This is a genomic window from Lysinibacillus antri (genome assembly GCF_003977595.1).
Taxonomy (GTDB): domain Bacteria; phylum Bacillota; class Bacilli; order Bacillales_A; family Planococcaceae; genus Ureibacillus; species Ureibacillus antri.
Genome location: NZ_RYYR01000023.1, coordinates 1 through 22,387 on the forward strand (window position 1 = coordinate 1; position 22,387 = coordinate 22,387).

General features: G+C 35.2%; 7 protein-coding genes and 1 pseudogene. All 8 read left to right on the top strand.

Annotated features, from left to right (window positions below; translation table 11 throughout):
- Positions 1–396 precede the first annotated feature (396 nt).
- The 8 genes and pseudogenes from ltrA to EK386_RS14705 all read left to right on the top strand — a co-directional run bounded on the left by ltrA (position 397) and on the right by EK386_RS14705 (position 22,288).
- Positions 397–2,310, top strand: a complete 1,914-nt coding sequence (gene ltrA, locus EK386_RS14670) for a group II intron reverse transcriptase/maturase (protein ID WP_126659934.1) — start codon at positions 397–399, stop codon at positions 2,308–2,310.
- Positions 2,311–2,456: 146 nt separating this feature from the next.
- A pseudogene (locus EK386_RS20500) lies at positions 2,457–2,603 on the top strand (JAB domain-containing protein); the annotation flags it as partial.
- 13 nt (positions 2,604–2,616) lie between these two features.
- Complete coding sequence (locus EK386_RS14680; protein ID WP_126659936.1) at positions 2,617–2,883, top strand: hypothetical protein; 267 nt, start codon at positions 2,617–2,619, stop codon at positions 2,881–2,883.
- A gap of 889 nt (positions 2,884–3,772) precedes the next feature.
- Positions 3,773–5,032, top strand: coding sequence for a TolC family protein (locus tag EK386_RS14685; RefSeq protein WP_126659937.1), 1,260 nt, complete (start codon positions 3,773–3,775; stop codon positions 5,030–5,032).
- Between the two features lie 55 nt (positions 5,033–5,087).
- Positions 5,088–6,443, top strand: coding sequence for an efflux RND transporter periplasmic adaptor subunit (locus EK386_RS14690; protein WP_126659938.1), 1,356 nt, complete (start codon positions 5,088–5,090; stop codon positions 6,441–6,443).
- Between the two features lie 3 nt (positions 6,444–6,446).
- A complete protein-coding gene (locus tag EK386_RS14695) occupies positions 6,447–9,650 on the top strand; it encodes an efflux RND transporter permease subunit (RefSeq protein WP_126659939.1) in 3,204 nt (1,067 codons plus the stop codon).
- A 262-nt stretch (positions 9,651–9,912) separates the two neighbouring features.
- Complete coding sequence (locus EK386_RS14700; protein WP_126659940.1) at positions 9,913–18,318, top strand: carboxypeptidase regulatory-like domain-containing protein; 8,406 nt, start codon at positions 9,913–9,915, stop codon at positions 18,316–18,318.
- A gap of 283 nt (positions 18,319–18,601) precedes the next feature.
- Complete coding sequence (locus EK386_RS14705; RefSeq protein ID WP_126659941.1) at positions 18,602–22,288, top strand: S-layer homology domain-containing protein; 3,687 nt, start codon at positions 18,602–18,604, stop codon at positions 22,286–22,288.
- The last annotated feature ends 99 nt before the right edge of the window (positions 22,289–22,387 follow it).

A 22,387-nucleotide genomic window follows, 5' to 3' on the forward strand; every position in this document is an offset into this window, starting at 1 on the left:
GGCGTGCACTTAGAAATGAGTGGGCTTGTTGAAAGAGACAAGTGCGTTCCGTGGGCGAGTAAGTATGGTGGTTTCGAAAGCTCCATGCACCGTTACAGGCGGTGGAGAGGACGACAGGTAAGAGCTAGCACCTAAGTTAGGACATGATAGAGTGAAGGGAACGTGGAAAGCTACCAACATGGAGCGGACACACGCAAGGAAATGGTAGAAAGGAAAGGAGTTTTCTCTATAACTTTCTTTTATGGTAGTGAGAGTAGAGGCAGGAGCGTTGAAGTTTCTGTAATAGAAATGGAGCGATAGCCTCAAGTCGTTTGTTTTTCTGTATTTTAACTCAAACTTTCAGGGATTCTCGTAGGACGAAAAAGGTCGCGAGCCGAGATTGGAGCGTGATACACCATGAGCGAAAACTTCAAGAAGATTCCTAGAATGAAAAATACAAGACTACGTCATGCCGAGTATTACGGGATGACGGAAACTTTTGATGCATTATATGCCAAAAGTAAAGCACACCAACCATTTAAAAACTTGATGCCCATTATTACATCCGATGACAATATTTTACTCGCCTACCGTAATATTAAACGCAATAACGGGAGTGCAACAGCGGGTGTTGATGGTATGACAATCTATGGTATTGAAAAATTAAATACGGCTGAATTTATCGCAATAGTTAAGAAACGCTTTCGTCATTATCATCCACGCTGTGTAAAACGTGTGGAAATTCCGAAACCTAATGGAAAAACGATCCCACTCGGCATTCCGTCCATGTGGGATCGTATTGCCCAACAATGTATTCTTCAAGTATTAGAGCCAATATGTGAAGCGAAATTTTATAAATATAGCTTCGGGTTTCGACCAACGAAATCTGCTGAAAATGCGATTTCAATAGCCGCTAGTCGCATCAATAATAATCAGATGCAGTACGTTGTAGACATCGATATTAAAGGTTTCTTCGATGAAGTGAAACATACAAAGTTGATGCGTCAAATATGGACAATGGGCATTCAAGACAAGCAACTACTCGTCATTTTGAGAAAAATGCTGAAGGCACCCGTTGTCTTACCAAACGGCGATGTTACGTATCCGACAAAAGGTACGCCACAAGGAGGCATTCTTTCCCCGTTACTTGCGAATATCAATCTCAATGAATTTGATTGGTGGATTGCGAATCAGTGGGAAAGTAAGAAATGTCATTCTATAAACGATTATCTGAATAAGAAAACCGGTTTATACAGCCATCAATATCGTTACCGACAACTTCGGAAAACATCAACGCTAAAAGAAATGTACATTGTGCGTTACGCAGACGATTTTAAAATATTTACGACGTCACGTGCGAACGCTAAGAAGATTTTCATTGCGAGTAAAATGTGGTTAGAAGAACGGTTAGGACTGCCGATATCAGAAGAAAAATCACAGATTACGAACTTGAAAAAGAAAAGCAGTGAATTTTTAGGATTTGATTTGAAAATGGAGCGAAAGGGCTATAACCGTGTCGGAAAGAAGAAGTTTGTTTGTCAATCGCACATCACAGAAAAAGCACGAAAATGCATTAAGGAACAGTTAAAGAGTCAAATCAAGGTGATTCAGCGAGCGAAGGATGGGCAAGATTTGATAAAGCAACTTCAAATCTACAATAGTATGGTCATTGGGATTCATCAGTATTATCAAATCGCAACGCAAGTCAATGCGAGCCTGATGCCGATTCAATACCAATTGACACAAGTCGAAAGACATCGCCTCAAACACTTGTCTTTACGAAAACGTTCAAAGGCTTATCGAACCAATGATAAAGGCACTCGACCGTATTTAAAGTCAGAAATGACAAGATATATCAATGATTACCCACTTATTCCGATTGGTTTTGTTAAAACAAGAAACGCACTAATGCCGAAAAACGGTGTGTGTAAGTTTACCCCTGAAGGACGTGCGTTGATACACCAAAATCAACACAGTGTCCCCGAATGGCAACTTCAATGGTTACGGGAACACCCTATCACAAGCGACCGTGCAACCATTGAATTAAATGACAACCGTATTTCCTTGTTTGTTGCACAAAATGGGAAATGTGCTGTCACGGGTGATGAATTAATTTTAACAGAAATGGATTGTCATCATAAAACATTATGGCATGAAACGAAGGATGACCGTTACTCGAACTTGGTGCTCCTATCAAGAGATGTACACAAACTCATTCATGCGACAACAGAAGAGACGATTCAAAAGTATATAGACCTGTTAAAACCCAATGAGGAACAACGTAATAAAATCAATCAATTACGAATTATAGTTGGCAACGAAATAATTTAGAAGGAATCAATTTGAAAGTATCGTTGTTTGAGCGAAACAAAATACAAAAACGAACGATGGAACGCCGTGTGCGATGAAAGTTGCATGCACGGTGTGGAGCAGGGGAAAAGGCAGAGATCACGTCAAAGCCTTACCTATTGCTATCCAGCAACGTCAGTACACCAAGCTCAGAAGATATTGAAGTTACGAAAAGATTGGTAGAAGCAGGTCAAATTCTGGGAATTGAAATTCTCGACCATTTGATCTTGTGTGATGATAACTTTCGTTCACTAAAAGAATTGGGATACATCTAAAGGAGGGATTGTAGTGTCAGCTGAACAGCGTCTTTCACAAGTGTTAACGAAAAAGTTAGGTTACTATGTTCCAATTAGTGAAATCGGCTTCGAAAGTCTATCATTTTACAAAGATGAAATAGACGAAACCCTAGTACCACTGCACATCATTGATCACTTAGTTGAACTAATTGTCGCGAATAGTGCAAGTTACACAGATGTAGCAGGTAATTACTATTTAGTTATCATCGTTGAAACTGGATTATCTGAACCATACGAGGTATGGCTAGTTAATGATTGAGTTGTAAAAAATTTACAGAATAAGTGGATTAGCTCACGCCAAAACTAAAGTAAATCTAGCGACAAAAGTAAATGCCAATGGCATAGAAAATAGCAAGTGCATGCGATACAAGGCATGTGCTTATTTTGTGTGCCTAAAAATTGACGCCATTATTATATAACTGCAGTGTGTAGTCACATGAAAGGAGGTGGTATTCATGTGGGAAAAAATATTAGTTACCGCACTTATAGCAGTTTTACAACCGTGGCTAGTGAATTATCAAAAGAAATGAAAAAGTAAATGGAGTAAATAACTTATCAACAACACTTTTAGTTAGGGAGACATGCACAATGAAAACAAAAACTGTAGTTGCATATTATTGAAAGTCAACACAGACAAAAGGAAAAACGAATGAAGAAAGTGTCGCATATCAATAAGCTCGAATACACGAATATGCCGAAGATAATGGCCTAACGGTTGTTAAGAATTTTATGAAGTAGATGTATCAAGGACAGTGGATGTTCGACCAGTGCTGTTAGAAATTATATTCTCTTGAAGCGTGTCAAGAGAATATAATTTCTGATACCGAGTACATAAATAATAATGGTTTTATATGGTAATTTACAAGTGAAAAGTATAGTTTTTTTATCAAAATGTAATACAGAGTCCTAGTATGAGATTAACCTTGTACAAGGGCTTTTCTAATTGCATTTTCGGTACGGGGGATTTCGAATTGTTAGTGTACCTGGTACACAAAATTACCATTTTGAAAGGGATATTTGTATTAACTGGACTTATAGTATAAAATTAATTCGGTAAATCCATTTAATAGTACTTTATGAATTTATAGGGAGAAAAGCCTTTAAAATTTTACTTTCATAATCTCATATAAAAGAGAGGGGAATGTTATATGAAAAAGGGAATATCTATTGGAATAGCAGCAATGCTTGCTTTTAGTTCTTATTCACCTTCTGTTTTAGCGAAAGTGGAGAATGTAGGTTCAATTAATGATAGTACAGAGAATGCAGTAGTAGTAAAGTCCTTATCATTAGAAAATGCAAATCAATATGCTTTAAATAGCAGTTACATGCTTAAAGAACTAGCTATTCAAATTGATAGACTAAAAAAAGTAGAAGAAAAGATTAATAGGAACTACAAAGATGCTAAAGAATCTTTAGATGATTTGAGAGAAGTAAGGGATGATTTATGGGATTATTATATACAAAGTCCAGCTACTCCAGAAGAACAAGCAATAAATAGGCAATTAATTGAACAAATACAACTTCTTAATTCAAATATCAAATCACTGGAAAATACCGTACCCCAACTAGAAAACCAGTTAGACGATTTTGTTTATAATAAAAAAATACTAGAAAACAATTATACCCAAGTAAGTGAAACAATAAAATTTTCAATTATGTCTAGCTTTGTCGGTCTTTTATTATCACAGCAACAATTAGAGCTGATGAAAAGTACTCTTCAAGTGCAACAAACGCAATTAAATAGTGCGAAGAAACGGTATGAGCTAGGGTTAATTTCGAAAAAAGACTTGGATCAGTCAACGAGAGAATTAAAAGGTCTTAAAGATGAAATGACAAAACTTGAAACAGAACTTAGTAATAATAAAGCCAATTTTGCGTTGACGCTAGGTGTATCTAATGCTGATTTTACTTTAGTTGAACCGAAAATAGAGGAACTGTCACTTATCACCCAAGAAAAACCTACGAAAGAGTTAATAGATAACAGCTACAATATCTTGAATACAAAAACGGAATTGGAGTTAGCGGAAGATGCTTTAGAAGAAGTAGATGATATTACGGGTTGGGCAAGAGAAGATAAGGACTTAGCTCAAATAGATATCGAATTAAGTAAGCTGAAAATTGAAAAAGATAAAGCTAACTTAGAAGTTGCCATTAACAATTTATTTACCCAAGTCAAAAACCAATATCAAATCTTACAAGATGCTGAAGATGACCTGAATCTTGCAAAGGCTGATGTAAAGGACACGCAACTTTATTATGAGTTAGGATTAGTTTCGAAACAGAACTATGAATTTTCTAAAGTTAAAATAGAGCAAGCGCAAATCAATTATGATAATGCAAAGTATCAATACTATGTATTACAACAAAAAGTAGAAGTACTGAATAGCGGAGTAATTATTACGAACTAGAACAATACTGTTCAATATATTTGTGGTGAAAGGTTTAAGGAGGATTATATACTACATGAGAGAAAAAAAAGGGGCTTTTGGTGCAATCTCCTTCATAATTGCTTCTACGATTGTTCTGTCAGGCTGTGGCTCAGAGGAACCGAAGAAGAAATTAGAAGAGCGAGAAGTTCCTGTTGAGGTTACGGAAGTTACATATGGTGTGTTAAAGGATAGCAATTTATTGACTGGTACTATTGAAGCAGAAAGTAAAGTGAGCATTTTACCAAAAGCAGCAGGGGAAATTACAAAAATTCACGTAAAAAAAGGTGATTTCGTAAAAAAAGGAGATGTCCTTGCGCAACTAGATGATACGGCTGAGCAAAATGTAGTGAAGCAACAACAGGCGAGCTTGGAAAGTGCTCAAAATGCAAAAACGAAAGCACAAAGCAGTTATGATCAAGCGGTCCTCTCACTGAATTCAGCAGAGATAGCTTTAGAGCAGGCAGGTATATCTCAAGAAGATAATATTAACAACATCGACATACAATTAAAAAATGCGGAAAACAATTGGAAAACAGCGAAAAAAAACTTAGAGCGAATGCAAGCCCTTTACGATGAAGGGTTAATTTCTCTACAAGAATATGAAAATGCAAAAAATAACGAAAGTAGCGCGAAAAATGCTTTAGACCAAACGAAACTTTCTAAAACCCAGACTTCCCGTGAAATTAATTTGAAACCACAAGAATCTGCAGTGGAGCAAGCAAAAATAAATTTAGCGATTGCAGAAGCTTCCTTAACGGATGCAGAAATTGGCATTACTCAAGCACAGATTGCTTTAGAATCCGCAATGGATCGTTTAGATGACAAAATTATTAAAGCGACTATTTCTGGGGAAGTAACAGAGATTATCAATAAAGTAGGAGAAATGGCTTCAAATGCAAGTCCATTTGCTTCTATTGTAGCTACAGAGACAGTGATACTTGATGTAAATATTTCTTCAAATTTATTACCTTCATTTACAGTTGGAAAAGAAATAGATGTAAAAGTGACTGGTTCAGATGATACTTTTAAAGGGAAAGTCGATTATATTTCAACAGTAAGTTCTGGTTATGGACTATTTACCGTTGAGATAAAAATAAATAATAAAGATAAGATAATTCGTCCTGGTATGATCGCTTCTTTAATTATTGAAGAAGTAAAAGAAGATAATTCAATTATTGTACCAGCAGACGCAGTTGTACATAAAGAAGGAAAAGATGTAGTATTCATCATTTCAGATGGCAAAGCAGTAATGAAAGAAGTAGAAGTTGGTTTAAGTAATGTGGAATTCACAAGTTTAGCGGGTGAGTTAAAAGAGAAAGATTTAATTGTTATAAGTGGTCAAAACCTCCTCAAAGATGGCAATAAAGTAACAATTATGGAGGAGGACTAGACGTTGAAACTTATTAAAACTTCAATCACACGTCCAGTCGGCGTCATCATGTTTGTAGTGGTAGCGATTGTTCTTGGATTTATCTCCTTAATGGGTTTGAAAATAGATTTATTTCCTAAAATGGAGTTACCAATTGCAGTCGTAGTCACAAATTATACGGGTGCATCGCCACAAGAAATTGAAGAATTAATTACAGCACCAATTGAATCATCTGTTGGTACTATACAAGGGATCGATACAATCCAGTCTATTTCTCAACAAGGTTCCTCTCTCGTTATTATGCAATTTGATTTCGGTAGGGATATTGATGATGCATTAATAGATGTTCGTGAAAAAATAGATCAAATTAATGGAATGTTACCAGACGTGTCCAATGATCCAATGGTTATGAGATTGGATCCAAATGCAATTCCTGTTGTGTATGCAAGTATAACGGGTGCAGAACTTAGTAAATTGCAAGATATTGCGGAAAATGAAGTTCAACCGGCCCTTGAACGAGCTAGTGGTGTCGCATCTGCTGGTATTTCAGGGGGAATTGAACGAGAAATCCAAGTAAATTTAAATCCAGCATTACTTTCAAATTATGGAATTAACGGTTCCCAAATTATTTCGGTACTAGGTGCTGAAAATAGATCTATTTCAGCTGGGACGATACAACGTGGCAATAAAGACATCCAGCTGCGAATTGTGGGAGAATATACTACCGTAGAGGACATTAAAAATACGAAAATATCACTTCCAGATGGGAATTCCATTAAAGTTAGTGACGTTGCAGAAGTTGTTGATACCTTTAAAGAACAAACATCCTTATCATTAGTAAACGGCGAAGAAACGCTCATGTTTTCTATTATGAAACAATCTGATGCCAATACGGTTGAAGTGGCAGAAGAAGTTCAAAAAGTCATGGTAGAACTAAATGAGAAGTTTAAAGAGCGCGGATTAAAAATGACGACAATAATGGATACTTCCGTTTATATTTCGGATTCTATTGATTCTGTCGTTAATAATATGATTGTTGGTGGTGCACTAGCAGCAATCATTCTCCTTCTATTTTTAAGAAGTTTTAAAGCAACCCTTGTAATTGGACTTTCAATGCCAATTGCGATTATTTCAACATTTACGTTGATGTATTTTACAGGTGAAACATTAAATATTATTTCAATGGGTGGTTTAGCACTCGGTATTGGGATGATGGTTGATAGTTCAATTGTTATTTTGGAAAATATATTTAAGAAGCGTCAAGAAGGCCTCTCAGTTAAAGATGCATCCGTTGAGGGTGCTTCAGAGCTAGTATCAGCTGTTATCGCTTCGACACTTACAACGGCGGTTGTATTCCTTCCTGTCGTATTTGTTGACGGTCTAGCATCACAAATATTCAGACCTCTTTCATTAAGTGTAGTGTTTTCATTAACTGCTTCACTAATCTGCGCGATTACACTTATTCCGATGCTATCATCTAAGATGTTAGGAAATGTGAAAATTACGATAGATGACGAGGAACCAAAAGACTTTTTCAATCGAATCCTTAATAAGTTTAAAAACTTTTATGGGAAAGTTTTAGAAAAAGCTTTAAAACGTAGAAAAACAGTAATTTTAATAGTGTTGGCTGCTTTTATAGGAAGTTTCGCGTTGTTACCAGTTGTTGGTATGGAGTTGATGCCGACTTCAGATAGTGGGCAAGTGAGCATTACTGCTACAATACAAAATGGTTCTCAATTAGAAGAAACGAATGCGGTTGTCACTGAGATTAATAATAGAATTTCAAAATATGAAGATATTATTGAGGTCAATAGTACGAGTGTTGGTGGAAGTACAGATGGCATAAGTCCGGGAAGTACGAATGTTGCTTCATTTATGATCCAATTAGTTAAATCAACAGAACGTGATATAACGACAAAAGAATTTGTAGCTGAAGTATCAGAATTAGTTAGTGACATACCAGGTGCTGAAATTACTGTCATTGATAGTAACCAAGGTATGGCTACAGGTTCACCGATACAAGTTCAAATTAAGGGTGATAATCTCGATGTGCTGAAAGATTTATCACAACAAGTGGTTTGGATATTGGAAGATATTGAAGGAACATTAAATGTCGAAAGTTCTGTTGCAGATGGAAGCCCAGAGATTCAGGTTATTGTTGACCGCGAATTAGCGACAGCATATGGTCTTTCGTATCAACAAGTAATGTCTGAGATAAACCTTGCCTTTTATGGTCAAGTAGCGACACAATATAAAGAAAATGGTTCAGAGTATGATGTGAAGGTTTCCTTTTCTGAAGAGAGTACGACAACCGTTCGAGACCTTGAAACAATGATGATTCGAAATGCTGAAGGGGTAAACATTCCATTATCGGCTGTTGCAAAGTTAGTTCAAGTACAAGGCCCTTCACAAATTAGTCGTCAAGAACAAGTAAGAGGGGTAAATGTTACAAGTGATGTGATTGGTCGAGATCTTGGAAGCATTACACAAGAGATTAATGAAGAAATAGCGATGATTTCAACCCCAGATGGATATGAGATTTCAACTGGAGGACAATCAGAGCAAATGTTGGAATCTTTCGGTCAACTTGCTTTAGCATTAATCCTCGGTATTTTCCTAGTATATATGGTAATGGCAGTTCAGTTTGAGTCATTTGTAACACCATTTGTTATCATGTTCTCAATGCCAACCATGATCATTGGAGTTATATTGGGATTATTTGTGATGAATGTCTCACTAAGTTTACCTGGATTTATTGGGTTAATTATGCTTGCGGGTATTGTCGTAAATAACGGTATCCTTCTTGTAGAATATATTAATATCTTACGAGATAAAGGGATGGAACGAATGCAAGCAATTGTTGAAGCGGGTAAAAGTCGTCTTCGTCCAATATTCATGACTACCGCAACAACAGTTTTAGCCATGATTCCACTAGCACTCGCTATTGGAGAAGGTGCAGAAACTCAACAACCAATGGCAGTTGTGGTTGTCTTCGGTTTAACAGTGTCTACAATTTTTACACTTGTATTTGTACCAGTTATGTATGTAACTATTGAAAATATTAATAACAAGATTAAAGGTTTATTTAAACGTAAAAAATTAGCAGATGCAGATACTGATGATACAGGTAAACCAGAACAAACAACAGATGTTAAATCTAAAAAGCCAAAATGGAAATTAAATAGACCGACAACCATTCCGGATAAAGAAAAGACACCTGTGCATTAGGCAACTAACACATACAGAGATTCATTTTGGTACATGTACCAAGCATAGAGCTAAACACCTAGATCCTGTTTTAATAGGATTTAGGATGTTTAGCTTTTTTACGTTACTATAATAGTTGTTGGGTAAAAGATGCATATAGACAGTAGTCAATTACTTACTATTCTATGAACAAATTTAAAAAAATATTGATAATTTTGTAAAATTATAGGAAAATTCAATTTGTAATAATATTACAAAAAAGCAATAGAAAAGGAGGAGGAGTATGAAGAGTAAGTATTATAAGATCTTTAGTATTATCTGTACTATTTTACTAGTTTTTTCAACACTTGCACCATCGATTACCTTTGCGAATGATGGCGTCACGAGATCTATTGAATTAAATCTTTCTGATGAAAATCGTATGATTGAAAGTGCCGTTGGAAGCATACAATCAGTAAATAATGGAACGGGATACCCGGAGTTCTATGTACAATATGATCACATGCAGAAATCATTTATTTTGAATAACACCTTAGGTATCGATATGCAAACTAATTATGTTGTTACATGGAACGTAAAGTATTCTGAAAATGATCAAAGCTATCTTTATTTTGATCAGGTTACGTTAACAGGGGGGGAGTTATTATCCCTGGCATCTGTTACAGTTCCAAAAAAAGAAGAATTAAAACAAACGAGTTTAGTTAATAATGTAGAGGATCTACAGTCATCAAATTTACAATTCATCATTGGGGGCAATGCTGCTTTTTATCATTATTTAAACAATTCGTCAGTTAACTTAGTCGTAAAGAAGGATAGTAAGTTCCCTATAAGTTTCTTTTTAAGTGGAACAAAAAATTCAGATCCTGCTACTGTCGAAAATCAATACTTAATTTCTGAAACAATTGATTTTACAACACCATCAAATTCATTAAGTGGGTATGTAGCTAATTTGGCACATGTTAAAATTGAGGCACCGACTGAATATGTTTATTTCTCTAAAGCAACTCAAGGTTATGGAGCAAGCATGGCGAAGGATATTTATATCTCTAAAGGAGATTATAATGTTAATTACGGAGATGGTAATTATCGATGGAATGGTAATGTATCGATTAATGGGAATGAAACATTAATACTACCAGAATATCCTACAGAATTAAATGTGAAATTAAATGATAAGTATGTACAATACAATGATCCTACAAAAGTTAATATCGATTATCAAGTGAATGCTTCAAATGGAGCATTTAAATTAGAGTATTTCCAAGGGGCAGCAGGAAAGGTTCAGCTAATGGAAGGTGAAGAAGTAATTCAGGAATTTGATTCCAATTTCAATTCCAATTATTTAACACTTGATTTTGGTGATCGACCGACTGGAGAATATACTCTATTAGTTTCTATGGTAATTGGAGAAAAAACCATAAAAGGAAGCACAACAATTGCATACACTTCTCCATGGCAGGAGTTAAAAGGTACAATCGTTATAGCTGAAAATGCTGAGGGAAATGTTATGAAGGATACTGTCGTAGAACTGTACGAGAAAGCTCCATATGGTTACGAAAAAGTGGCAACAGAAAGGACTACGGCAACAGCAACAGGAAATAATGGGGAAGTATTTATTCCCGATGCTTACATTTTAAAAGATCAACCATATGTATTTGTTGTAAAAAGTGAACAAAACAAGGTTGCTTATATTCACGAGTTTGAGGGACAATCGACGAATCAATTCCATTTTGAGGCATCTTCCTTAAAAGATTACCAGTTAAATACAGGGAGCTTAAAAACTCTGGGAAAAGCGTTATTCATTGGTGATACGAATAATGGGCAATCATTAATACCAATCGAATTTTTAACAGAAGATTGGAAAATGAGTACAAATATTTCTTCAAATTTAGCTTGGTACGGTGAAAATAATGATGGTTCAATTGGCTATATTTATTATGGTAGTCTTGAAGATGCCATGAATATAGCAGATGTTAAATGGACTACGTATAAACCTTCAAGCAAATACCAAAATGCAAAATTAGGTGATATGACTGGAAAACCCACGTATTTAGAGTTTAATTTGTTCAGTGAAACAAATGCGAACCCATTCCTACTGCTGGAAGTAACAGATGGGAATACCGTTTATAGTGGTGAAGTAAATGTCCATGGAAAAGAAGAAGTTGCTTTTGGTGAGTATTCGGGACATATTACAAAAATTGATTCAACATCAATTGGTACAAACTATCGTGATCAATTTAATCAAGGAATTAGTATTTATGGTGGAGAAATTGAACTTACGTATGAACTAAAGGATTCTTCAGGCAAAACTACTGAATTAACGACAAATAGTTTGACAAATCTTCCATTAAATTCAGCTTTAGCAGATGGTTCCTACACACTATCGTTGTTTAGTGCTTCAACAAATGACGTTGTGACATTAAAAATGGAAGAACAACCAATCACAATTGGTGACGGAACAAATCCTCCAACAAGTACTACTTTAGATAAGTTTTATGTAGAGAAGGAAACACCTTATGGACAAGTTTCAAAATACAATGGAGGTTTTGTTAATATTTTAGAGTTGGTACAACCTGCACCAAATGTTGAATATTATAATCAAGTAGGTCATTTCTATTATTCTAGTGAAGAGGAAGCCTACGTTAAAGGGTACTCAAATCTTCTTGATCCGACGAAGAAATATATTGTACTAGTAGAAGTGCGATTAGATACTACTACTGCTCTTAATTCAATTCCAGTTATTGAATTAAGAGAAATGACAGGTGAAGAAATTTTAGCAATATCAAAAGAAAATCCGTTTGAAATAAAGGATAATCTTAAAAAGCTAACAGTAAATGCTAAAGATGGATTGTTCGATAAACGTCAGGTAAATTTAAATATTAATCTTTTAGGAAATCAATATTTAATTCGATATATTTCAGGATATGAAAAAATAGAAGCCTACCTTTCACCTGGAACATATAATGGTGCTATTACTTTTGAGGAAGAAACGACAAGGGAATTTATTGATGTACCAAAATTTGAGCTACAAGAAGACAAAATTATTACATTACAAACTACTGATTTAGCAAAAATTGAAGTAGTAAGAAATAATAAGGCATTACCGATATTCGGTTTCAATCCTAGCGATTCTTATTTACATCAATATCCATATAATAGCTTTGTTACTAGTCATCACATTTCAAAAAGAACATACAATCCTTTTTCGTTGGCAGTAGGCATTACAGATCAGTATGATACACCTTGGGGTTATGTGATTTCTAAAGCAACTGAAACAATTACACAAGACGAACAATTTGAATTTACTGGAGAAATCACTGGGGAAATTGCAGATGTTAATGTGTACAAAAACTATCAAATTCAAGCATTCCTTAATTTAAGTTCAGATGATTTCGCTGTGGAAAGAATTTACCATGCTGTAAAGAATCCATATCGAACAATGCAGGCTCTAACAGTTGAAGAAAATCCAATTAGAGATTATTATGGCTTGTTCGATAATTTAAATGAAGTAAGACCAGCGTATATAATTAAAGATGCCAATGGAAATAAAGTTTTAAGTGGTATAAGCAATAATTACAATGTAAACTACCTTAACGTGAATTTACCAGAAGAACTCGCTGATGGCACATATACGTTAGAAGTAAATGTTCCAACAGCTCCACGAAAATCGTTAAAGCTTGAGAAAGAATTTACGATTGGTGCTGAGCAAGGTCCATTTGTTAAAATTTCATCTCCAAGTTCTAACTTTATAACAAACAACAACACGGTTACTGTGGAAGGGACTGCAACAAAAGATGCAACCTTGACAGTAGCATTAATGCAAGGGACAAACAAGGTTGACTCAAAAATAGTTACTTCAGACGGTACTTATTCTGTTGCATTTGATATTCAACAAGATGGGGATTACACAGTTGTTGTGACAAATGATACGAAAAGTGCATCTGTACAATTCAAAGTGGACCGCACAGCTCCTGCAAAATCAGCGAATATTGAATTTACAGAAAACTCAGATGGTTTAACGGTTTCTTGGGGTGCTGTGGAAGATGCGAAAATTTACAAGGTAGAAGTAGCGGAAAATGATGGGGACTTTACAGAACGATCTTCTCAAACAGGAGTATCGTATCTGCTAAGTAATATTCAACCAGGTACAACATACAAAGTTCGTATCATTGCAGTGGATGAAGCTGGAAATAAGAGTGTATCAGAAGTTGCAACGAAAAAAATAGCAGAGTTTATAACAACTGCAATTACAGTTGAAGATAAAAGAAAAAATAGTTTCCTGATCATTGACGACACACTAGCGATTGCTTTAGAAGGTTCTTATAAAGAAGGTTACAAAGCAAAAGCGTTTATTACAATTGATGGAACTGAAAACGAAATATCACTTACTTACAATGAAACGACGAAAAAATATGAAGGTTCATTGAAAGTAGAAGCTGGAAACAAAGTAATCGAATCAATCAAGGGTTATATTCTTGATGGTACGAATCAAACAGAAGAAAAAACAGTTGAGTTAAATTGGGCTGTTGGATCGACTGTAACAGGTTCAATCTCGGATGGAGAGCCAGTAAAAGATGCAACAATTCGATTGAGAGGTGCTAAAGCTTCATATACTACTAAATCGAATAATGATGGTACATTCACGATTGCAGGTATCGCACCGGGCACTTACTCTGTTTCGGCTACAGTTAATAATCAAACTACTAATCTAGTAGATTCGATTATTGTTGGAGAATCAGTAGTAAAGGAAATTGATGAAATTCAAGTAACGGCATATATAGATCCTGTTATTAGTTTTGTAACTAGTGATGAAAAGCCGTTACCGAAAGATAATTTATTCGTCCGAATAGACGGACCAAATAACTTCGTAGCATATGGGATTACTAAAGATAGTAAGTTTGAAACTTACGGTGGCTATTCGTTAAAAAATATTGCAACGGGTGATTATAAAGTAACTGTGTTTGGTGCAGAGTTATATAAAACGACCGAAGCGACTATTTCGTTTAAGAAAGGTCAAAACGACTATAACGTAACAGTAGACAAAGAAAATATAGAAACAAAAGATATCGTTATTGAGTTACCGAATGTTACTAAGTTAGAAGCGATTTCACTATATAGTCCATCAATTAATGAAAAGTTTTATTATAGTAGAATAGGTAATTACTACAATTACGATGTAACTGTTGAAAATAATCAAATTGTTTTTAAAGATGTTGTTGTAAGTGATGATTATCAACTACACATTATGGCTAATGGTTATATGACTTATAACGAGATGGTAAATTTAACGACAGGTACTAATTTCATAGTGAATCTAGAACAAGGTCGTGAAATTTCTGGTAAAGTAACAGATGCACAAGAATCTCCATTAGGATTTGTTTATGTCTATGGATATGCAGGTAACACATACTACTCTACAAAAACAGATGGAGAAGGCGAATACACTTTAAAAGGTCTTTCAAAAACTGATGATGTGCATATTAGTGTGTATTCTCAAGCGCACTTAGATGAAAATAAAATAGTTCCTAAAGGTGAAGAACCAGTTCAAGATTATGACATACAACTATCAAAAGCTGCGAGTATGACAGGGAAAGTCGTTGATAAAGATCTTAAACCAATGGCAAATGTTTCAATTTCAGTAAGTGGTAATGGTTCTTACGGCTGGGCACGTACTGCGACAGACGGAACTTTCTCTGTTAATGGATTAAAGGATACTGAAAACTATGAAGTTCAAATGAGTTCATACGGGTATCCAACGTTAACAAAAGAAAATGTAAAAGCGGAACCTATTGGCCAATTTATTTTACAAAAAGATGGCGATGGCCAATTCAACGGTGAAGGGAATCACTTTGCAGTTTCAAAAACGACAGTCGTTCCAGGTGAACAAATTGAATTTACATTGGCCTATCGTAATAACGGAAGTCAGACAGCTACAAATGTTCCGGTAACTATTCAATTACCGACAGAATTAAAATTAATTAAAGAAACAGTACAATTAAATGGAAAACCAGTCGAAGTTGCGAATGGTGTAGTACAAATTCCTTCAGTTGCTGCTGGGGAATCAGGAAAAGTAACATTTAAGGCACAAGTTAATGAAGCTGTATCAACACCTTCACTAACAGCTACAGTAAAAGTAACAGATGATGGAAATCTTCAATCTGCTACAACATCAGTAGTATTTATTACACTAGAAGCACCAGCACAAACAGGTTCAATATCTGTAAAAGTGTACGGCTCAGCGAAGCTTGGTTCGAAGGTTGAAGTATTTGCGAATAATAAATTAGTTGGCCAGGCAAAAGTTGATAGTAAATGGTGGTATGCAGATATTAAGTTACCAGTAACGGATTCAGCAGTTGAAGAGAAATTTGCAATCACAGCAAAAGTAACTTCAGGAAACGATACTGTAAATTCCAAACCGACTGAAATAACGTATACCCCAAATGTTCCAGTCATTAAAGATGTAACGGTTAAAGCAGGTTGGAACGGGAATGTAAAATTAAACCCATATACAGGTGTAGCAACATTTGCAATTACAGAACACACACCATTAGATACTACAATTAAATTTGATAAAGATGTAGATACTGCAACTTTAACATTCTTAGGAAAAACCTATGATATGAAAAAAGGAACAGATAATACATTTAGTTTCGACGGTAATAAATTAGGAAAATGGACATCGTATGGTGAACAATTACTTGAAGTTACATTCAAAAAAGGTGATGTGGAAATTACAATCCCTTTAATGAATATTATTGTGTTAATTGACCCATCTGGATTTGTTTTTGAAGGATCGATGGATAACAGACTTGAAGGTGTACAAGCAGTTGTGGAAACTCGAGCTACGTCAAACGATCCATGGGTTCAATGGAATGCTGAGAAATTCGGTCAAATTAATCCACAGGTAACAGATGAAAATGGTCGTTATGGATGGGATGTTATTCAAGGGGAATGGCGAGTAATCTTTACAAAAGAAGGTTATGAACCGTATATATCTCGTGTCATGAAAGTTCCACCTGCGGAAACAGAATTAAACATTCCTATGGTTAAAATCGGTAATCCGAATGTCTCAAATCAAGTACAAGTGTCAGAAAATAACTTAACAGTAACATTTGATCGCTACATGAATACGACTAATAAAGCTAAAAATATTAAATTATTTGAAGTAGCCGCTTCAGGAAAAGTAGAAGTAGCTGGAGAAGTGTCTTCAATTGATAAAAAAGGTTATAAATCGATTGATGTACCTGAAGCGAAGGAAACAGGTTTTGTATCAGGAGATTCAAAAGGACAAGATGGATTCTTTGAAGAAGATAATACTAAACTAGTTTCAAAGTCATTTACTTTTATTCCTACATCTGTACTAAAACCTAACACAGATTATGTGCTTGTTGTGAGTGAAGATATGGAAGACACTGAATCGCGTAAACTAGAAAACAAACTAGAGTTCACATTTAAGACTGCCCCTTCATCAACAACAGATCCAGGGACAGGTGGAAACACAGGTGGAAACAACGGAGGAGGCTCTGGAGGTAACACAGGTGGAACTACTCCTGAACCAACACCAAATAATGAAGATGCTGAAGGTGTAACTGTTGTTAAAGATCAAGATGTCACTAAACAAGTGAATGATACTAATTCAAAAGAGGTAATAGTTAATATACCAGCTTTAACAACTGAAAACACATCCGTAAAAGTAGAAGTTTCACCAACAACTTTAAAATTAATTTCAGATTCAGGTAAACCGTTTGTATTGACTTCAGGTGAACTTAGTCTTAAAGTACCAAAAAAAATTCTGAGCGATATTGCGCAAAATAAAACGGATAAAGTTCAGTTTAAAGTAGAGTTAGTACAAGATGGAAAAATTCCTGGAGCAGGAAATGTAATCTCTAATGTATACGAGTTTTCAATTACAAAAGAGGAGAATGGGAAGGTTACTAAAATTACTAACTTCTCTGATTATATTGAAGTATCACTTCCGGTAAATCAATCTCAGGTAAAAGATCCGAATAAGACTGCTGCTTATTATGTAAATGAGCAAACAAATCAACTCGAATATGTGAGCAGTAAGTTTAAAAATGGAACTTTAACATTTAAAACAAACCACTTCTCGAAATTCGTAGTAATCGAAAATAATAATACATTTAAAGATATTACAAATTCTTGGGCGAAAAACTATATCGAATCGCTTGCTTCTAAGACGCTTATTAAAGGAAAGGCAGAAGATTTATTCGCACCGAATGATCAAATTACTCGTGCAGAATTTGCAGTACTTTTAGCAAGAACATTAAATTTACCGAAGCAAGAGTATGAAAAAATCTTCCTAGATGTAAATGAAAAAATGACTTGGAGTGTATATGAAATCGAAGCTGCCAATCGAGCAGGTATTGTATTTGGTTTAGGTGGCAAGTTTAATCCTAATGAGAACATCTCACGACAAGAAATGGCTTCAATGATTATTCGAGCAATAAAATACGTAAATCCAACTGCTTTAGAAGACGTAACGGCAAATGTTATTTTTGCAGATGAAGCAAAGATAGCAAACTTTGCAAAAGAAAGTGTAAGCCTTGCTGCTGGATTGGGAATTATTAGTGGAATAAATACTAATGATAAAGTAATTTTTGAGCCAACAGAAAATGCAACTCGTGAACAAACTGCAACAATGCTATACTTTATGTTAGAAAAATTTTAATACAAGTCTATAACTTGAAAAAAATCCCTGTTGAGTATTACTCAATAGGGATGTTAAGTTGAAATCTATGAGCGTGCAATAAGTTGAGCTAGGACCTTGTGTTATTTATGTAACAATGAAAAATTATATATTAATAGTACATTTTGCTGAAAATAAATACACTATAATTAATATTTTTGTTACTTCTTATTAGGAATTATATTAAGATACTATTCAACCAAGGTTCTAAAGTCTTATTAAAAATTATATGATTTAAGGTATTTAATAATAAAGGGGGATTGTTTTGGGGAATAAGCGTTATCAAAAACTCATAAGAGGTAGCATAGTGGGTGTTGTAGCTTTTTCAGGAGTAGCTATAGTAACGCCCATTACCACTTTAGCTTATAAGGGATATTCAGATGTTAAATCATCGGCTTATTACTATGATGCAGTGAAAACCTTGACTGAACTTGGCGTAATTAACGGATATGGAGATGGTACATATCGTCCTAATAGTTATGTTACGCGTGGTGAAGCGGCGAAAGTCTTCTCGGATATATTAAATCTAGATACCGTGAATGTGTCGAATCCAGGATTTATCGACGTTCCGACTACCCATCCATTGTATGGTTCTATTGCTGCTTTAGCAAATTTAGGATTTGTAAATGTCGACAATATTAGCACATTCCACCCAAACCAACCAATTCAAAGAAATGAAATGGCCCTACTAATGGCCACTTTATTTAACTTACAAGCAACTAACCCCGAGCTTTTACCCTTTACAGATGTTACAACTGAATACAGAGAAGCTATTACTGCACTTTATGAGAATCATGTTACTGCAGGTACTTCGCCGACCACTTTTGACGGCTCATCGTATGTTACGCGTGGTCAATTTGCTGCCTTTATTGTACGTGCCACAAAAGTACCACCTAAACAAGAAACAGCAGAAGTTAGTATTACAATTGACAGCGTGTCGGAGGGAGCTGTCCTAACATCTGAGGGCAAATATACTGTTTCAAATTCTGTGGCAGCACTTTTCACTCAGGAAAATGCAAAACTCTTAGAAGGTGCCGAAATAAATGCAATCGTTGAGAAGGGCAAAATTGTTGCCATTTCATCTTTAACATTAAATAGCTCTGGTACAGAAGGCGCCCCACTTAGTTTTAATGGAGCAAACATAGTCATTGATGGGGATATTACTGTCAATGCAGACCATGTTCGACTGGAAAATTTTACATTGAATGGTGACCTTTTGATTACAGAAAAAGTGACGACTGAAGTGACAGTTGAAGAAGTTAAGGTAAATGGCCAAATGAAACTGGAGTCTGCATCGAATTCTGTTGCTTCATTAAATCATCTAGTCGCAAATACTACAAAAGGTCCGAAAATAAATCTTATCAAGTCTCTTCTTGAAGGGATTCATATCGCACGAAATTATGTTGAAATCAATTCAGATACAAAAATTCCACTCATTACATTTGGTATTGGCGTTTCGTCTATTCAAATTAATGCAGATGTTACGAAAATAGTGATTGATGTAAATATCCAGGTTGAAATCACAGGAAATGCATTGATTGACCAGCTCATTCTCCAAAAAGCAACCGAATTAGCATTAAAAATTATTGGGGAAGTAAAAGAGCTATTCGTTCATGACTCGTCCACAAAAATTGAATTGGGTACACAAATTAATATCGATACTGTGATACTCCCAGAAAATTCACGCCCCCTGTCCGTCTTAACGAACTTCTATACAATTAAAAATAAAATTAAAAAGATAATAGATTCAAATGAAAAAATAATAGAAGTACCAAGTCCGAGTAGTAGTGGATCATCTAACGTCTCAACACCAACTGTCGATAAATCAGTACTCACAAATACAATTGCTACTGTTAAAAGTTTGATAGCAGAAAACTATACAGAAGTAAGTTGGAACGATCTACAATCCACACTTGCTGCAGCACAGTTAGTACTAAATAACGCAAATGCAACACAAGCAGATGTGACAACAGCAGTTAATAATCTTAAATCTGCAATAAAGAGTTTAGTTGTTACTAATAATCTAGGAGAACTATTCTTTAACAATTTCAGTCTGAATATGACTCAAGAACAAATCCTTACAACTGCTGAGCAACTTGGTCTAACGAGAATTGATATTCCTATTTTACTTGAAGCATCTACGGAAGCCACAACACTAGTAGAAGAAGAGGATGAACCGGTAGAGCATGAATATGAGGAACCAAATCTTGATGATTTAGATACAATTTTCTATTTCACAAATGATCCGAATGCTCCTTCAAATCCAAATGATTTTGACGAACCAATGAATATGATTGCCTTTGGACTTAGCGATGGAAAAGTAATTATTCAGGGATTTATAGTTGCTTTACCAAGTGAAGATAGTTCAGTAGCAAGACATTATATTAATAATTATAAAAATTTAATTTCACAAAAGACGGATTTGCAAATAGTAGATGAAGAAGACATTGGATATCCGAGGGTTAGCTTGGAGAGTAATGAAAATGCTGATCTGCGTGTTGCGTCTATAGATAGTGAATATACAATGGATGAAGAAGATGAGGAAGACGAAGAGCAAAATGAAGAAGGAATTTACGAATACAATTATTATCAAGGGAACAGCTCAATCGCATATATGATGGCTTCTTATAATCCTGTCGAAAAATTGACTAATGTCATGTTTACTGAAATAAGTATAAATACGGCTGTTGTAGCAGTAGACACTTACGAAGAATTAAAAGCTGCTATGGAAGACCCGAATGTACGTACGATTAATATCTACGATGATATTGAGATTACAGAACCACTTGTAGTGGAATCAGAAAAACATATTAATGGTAACGGTTATATTTTAACAGCATCTAGTCCTGGTTATTATGCGTTACAATTTATAGATACGGTAGGCTCTGTTGAAGATATTTGGATTACTGGTGCAGATGCAGCAATATTAGTGGATAATTCAACTGTAAATTTACATGATGATATCGAAGTTTCAGGTAATAAGTACGGTGGTATCGTCGTTAGTTCAGGTACTTTAGATGTTTCAGATGCATACCTCTGGAACGAAGATGAAGCAAATGATAAACCAACTATTTGGGAAGAGAGTATAGGAAATATCGAATCAGATTCTCAAGTTATCGGACATGAATATGCAGGTATATCAAAGGTCGATTACAAGCAACTATCTGAAGAAAATATTCAACGATTCTATTATTTAAATGATGAACTAAGTGCACCAAATCAACTTGATGTAGAATTTAATGTAACAAACCTTGAAAAGCTACCTGCTACCATTCATGGCCAAGTTGACTTAAGTTTCAGTCCTGTAACAGGTGCTCAGGAGGTTTGGATTGAGATTTCACAAGATGGTGAAATTTGGGGTCCCGCATCAACATTAGTAGCGCTTGATAATACATCTAATAGCGCATCCATAGCAAATTTACTTGAAAATCAAACTTATTACTTTAGACTTGCGGCAAGCAAAAACGGAATGACAAAATATTCCGATTCACTTGAAGTTAGAATCGAAAGCATGGCCCACCCGTTACAGGTACAAGAGCAGGATGGAACTGAGGTAATAGATCCTGAAGGGGAAAAAGAACAGGATACCGAGGGAAATGAACAACCGATAAACGAAAATGAAGAACAACAACCAGAAACTGAGGAGAATTCGGAACTTGAACAGCCTGCAAACGAGGAACAACCAAGTGAAGAGGGTGACCATCAACATGATAATCAGGATGAACAACAAAATGCCCCCGAAAATAAAGAAGCAACTGAAGATTCACCTACACCTAACACTCCACCGATGGAACCTCTAGATGTCTTATCATATAATTTTGGCACAACCGCGCTCCAGACTAGATATGACATTCCACTAATCCTAACTCTCCATGATATTCATACTATCAATAAAGGAACAAGCATCCTTGAATTAGATGATATAACTAGTAAAAAAATCATCAGGCTATAAAAAATGATTACGCATCTCGGTTGTTAGTGTATTTCTAACAATTAGAGATGCTTTTTTTAGTATTTTATGTGTCAAAAAATTTACTTGAAGTAATATTGT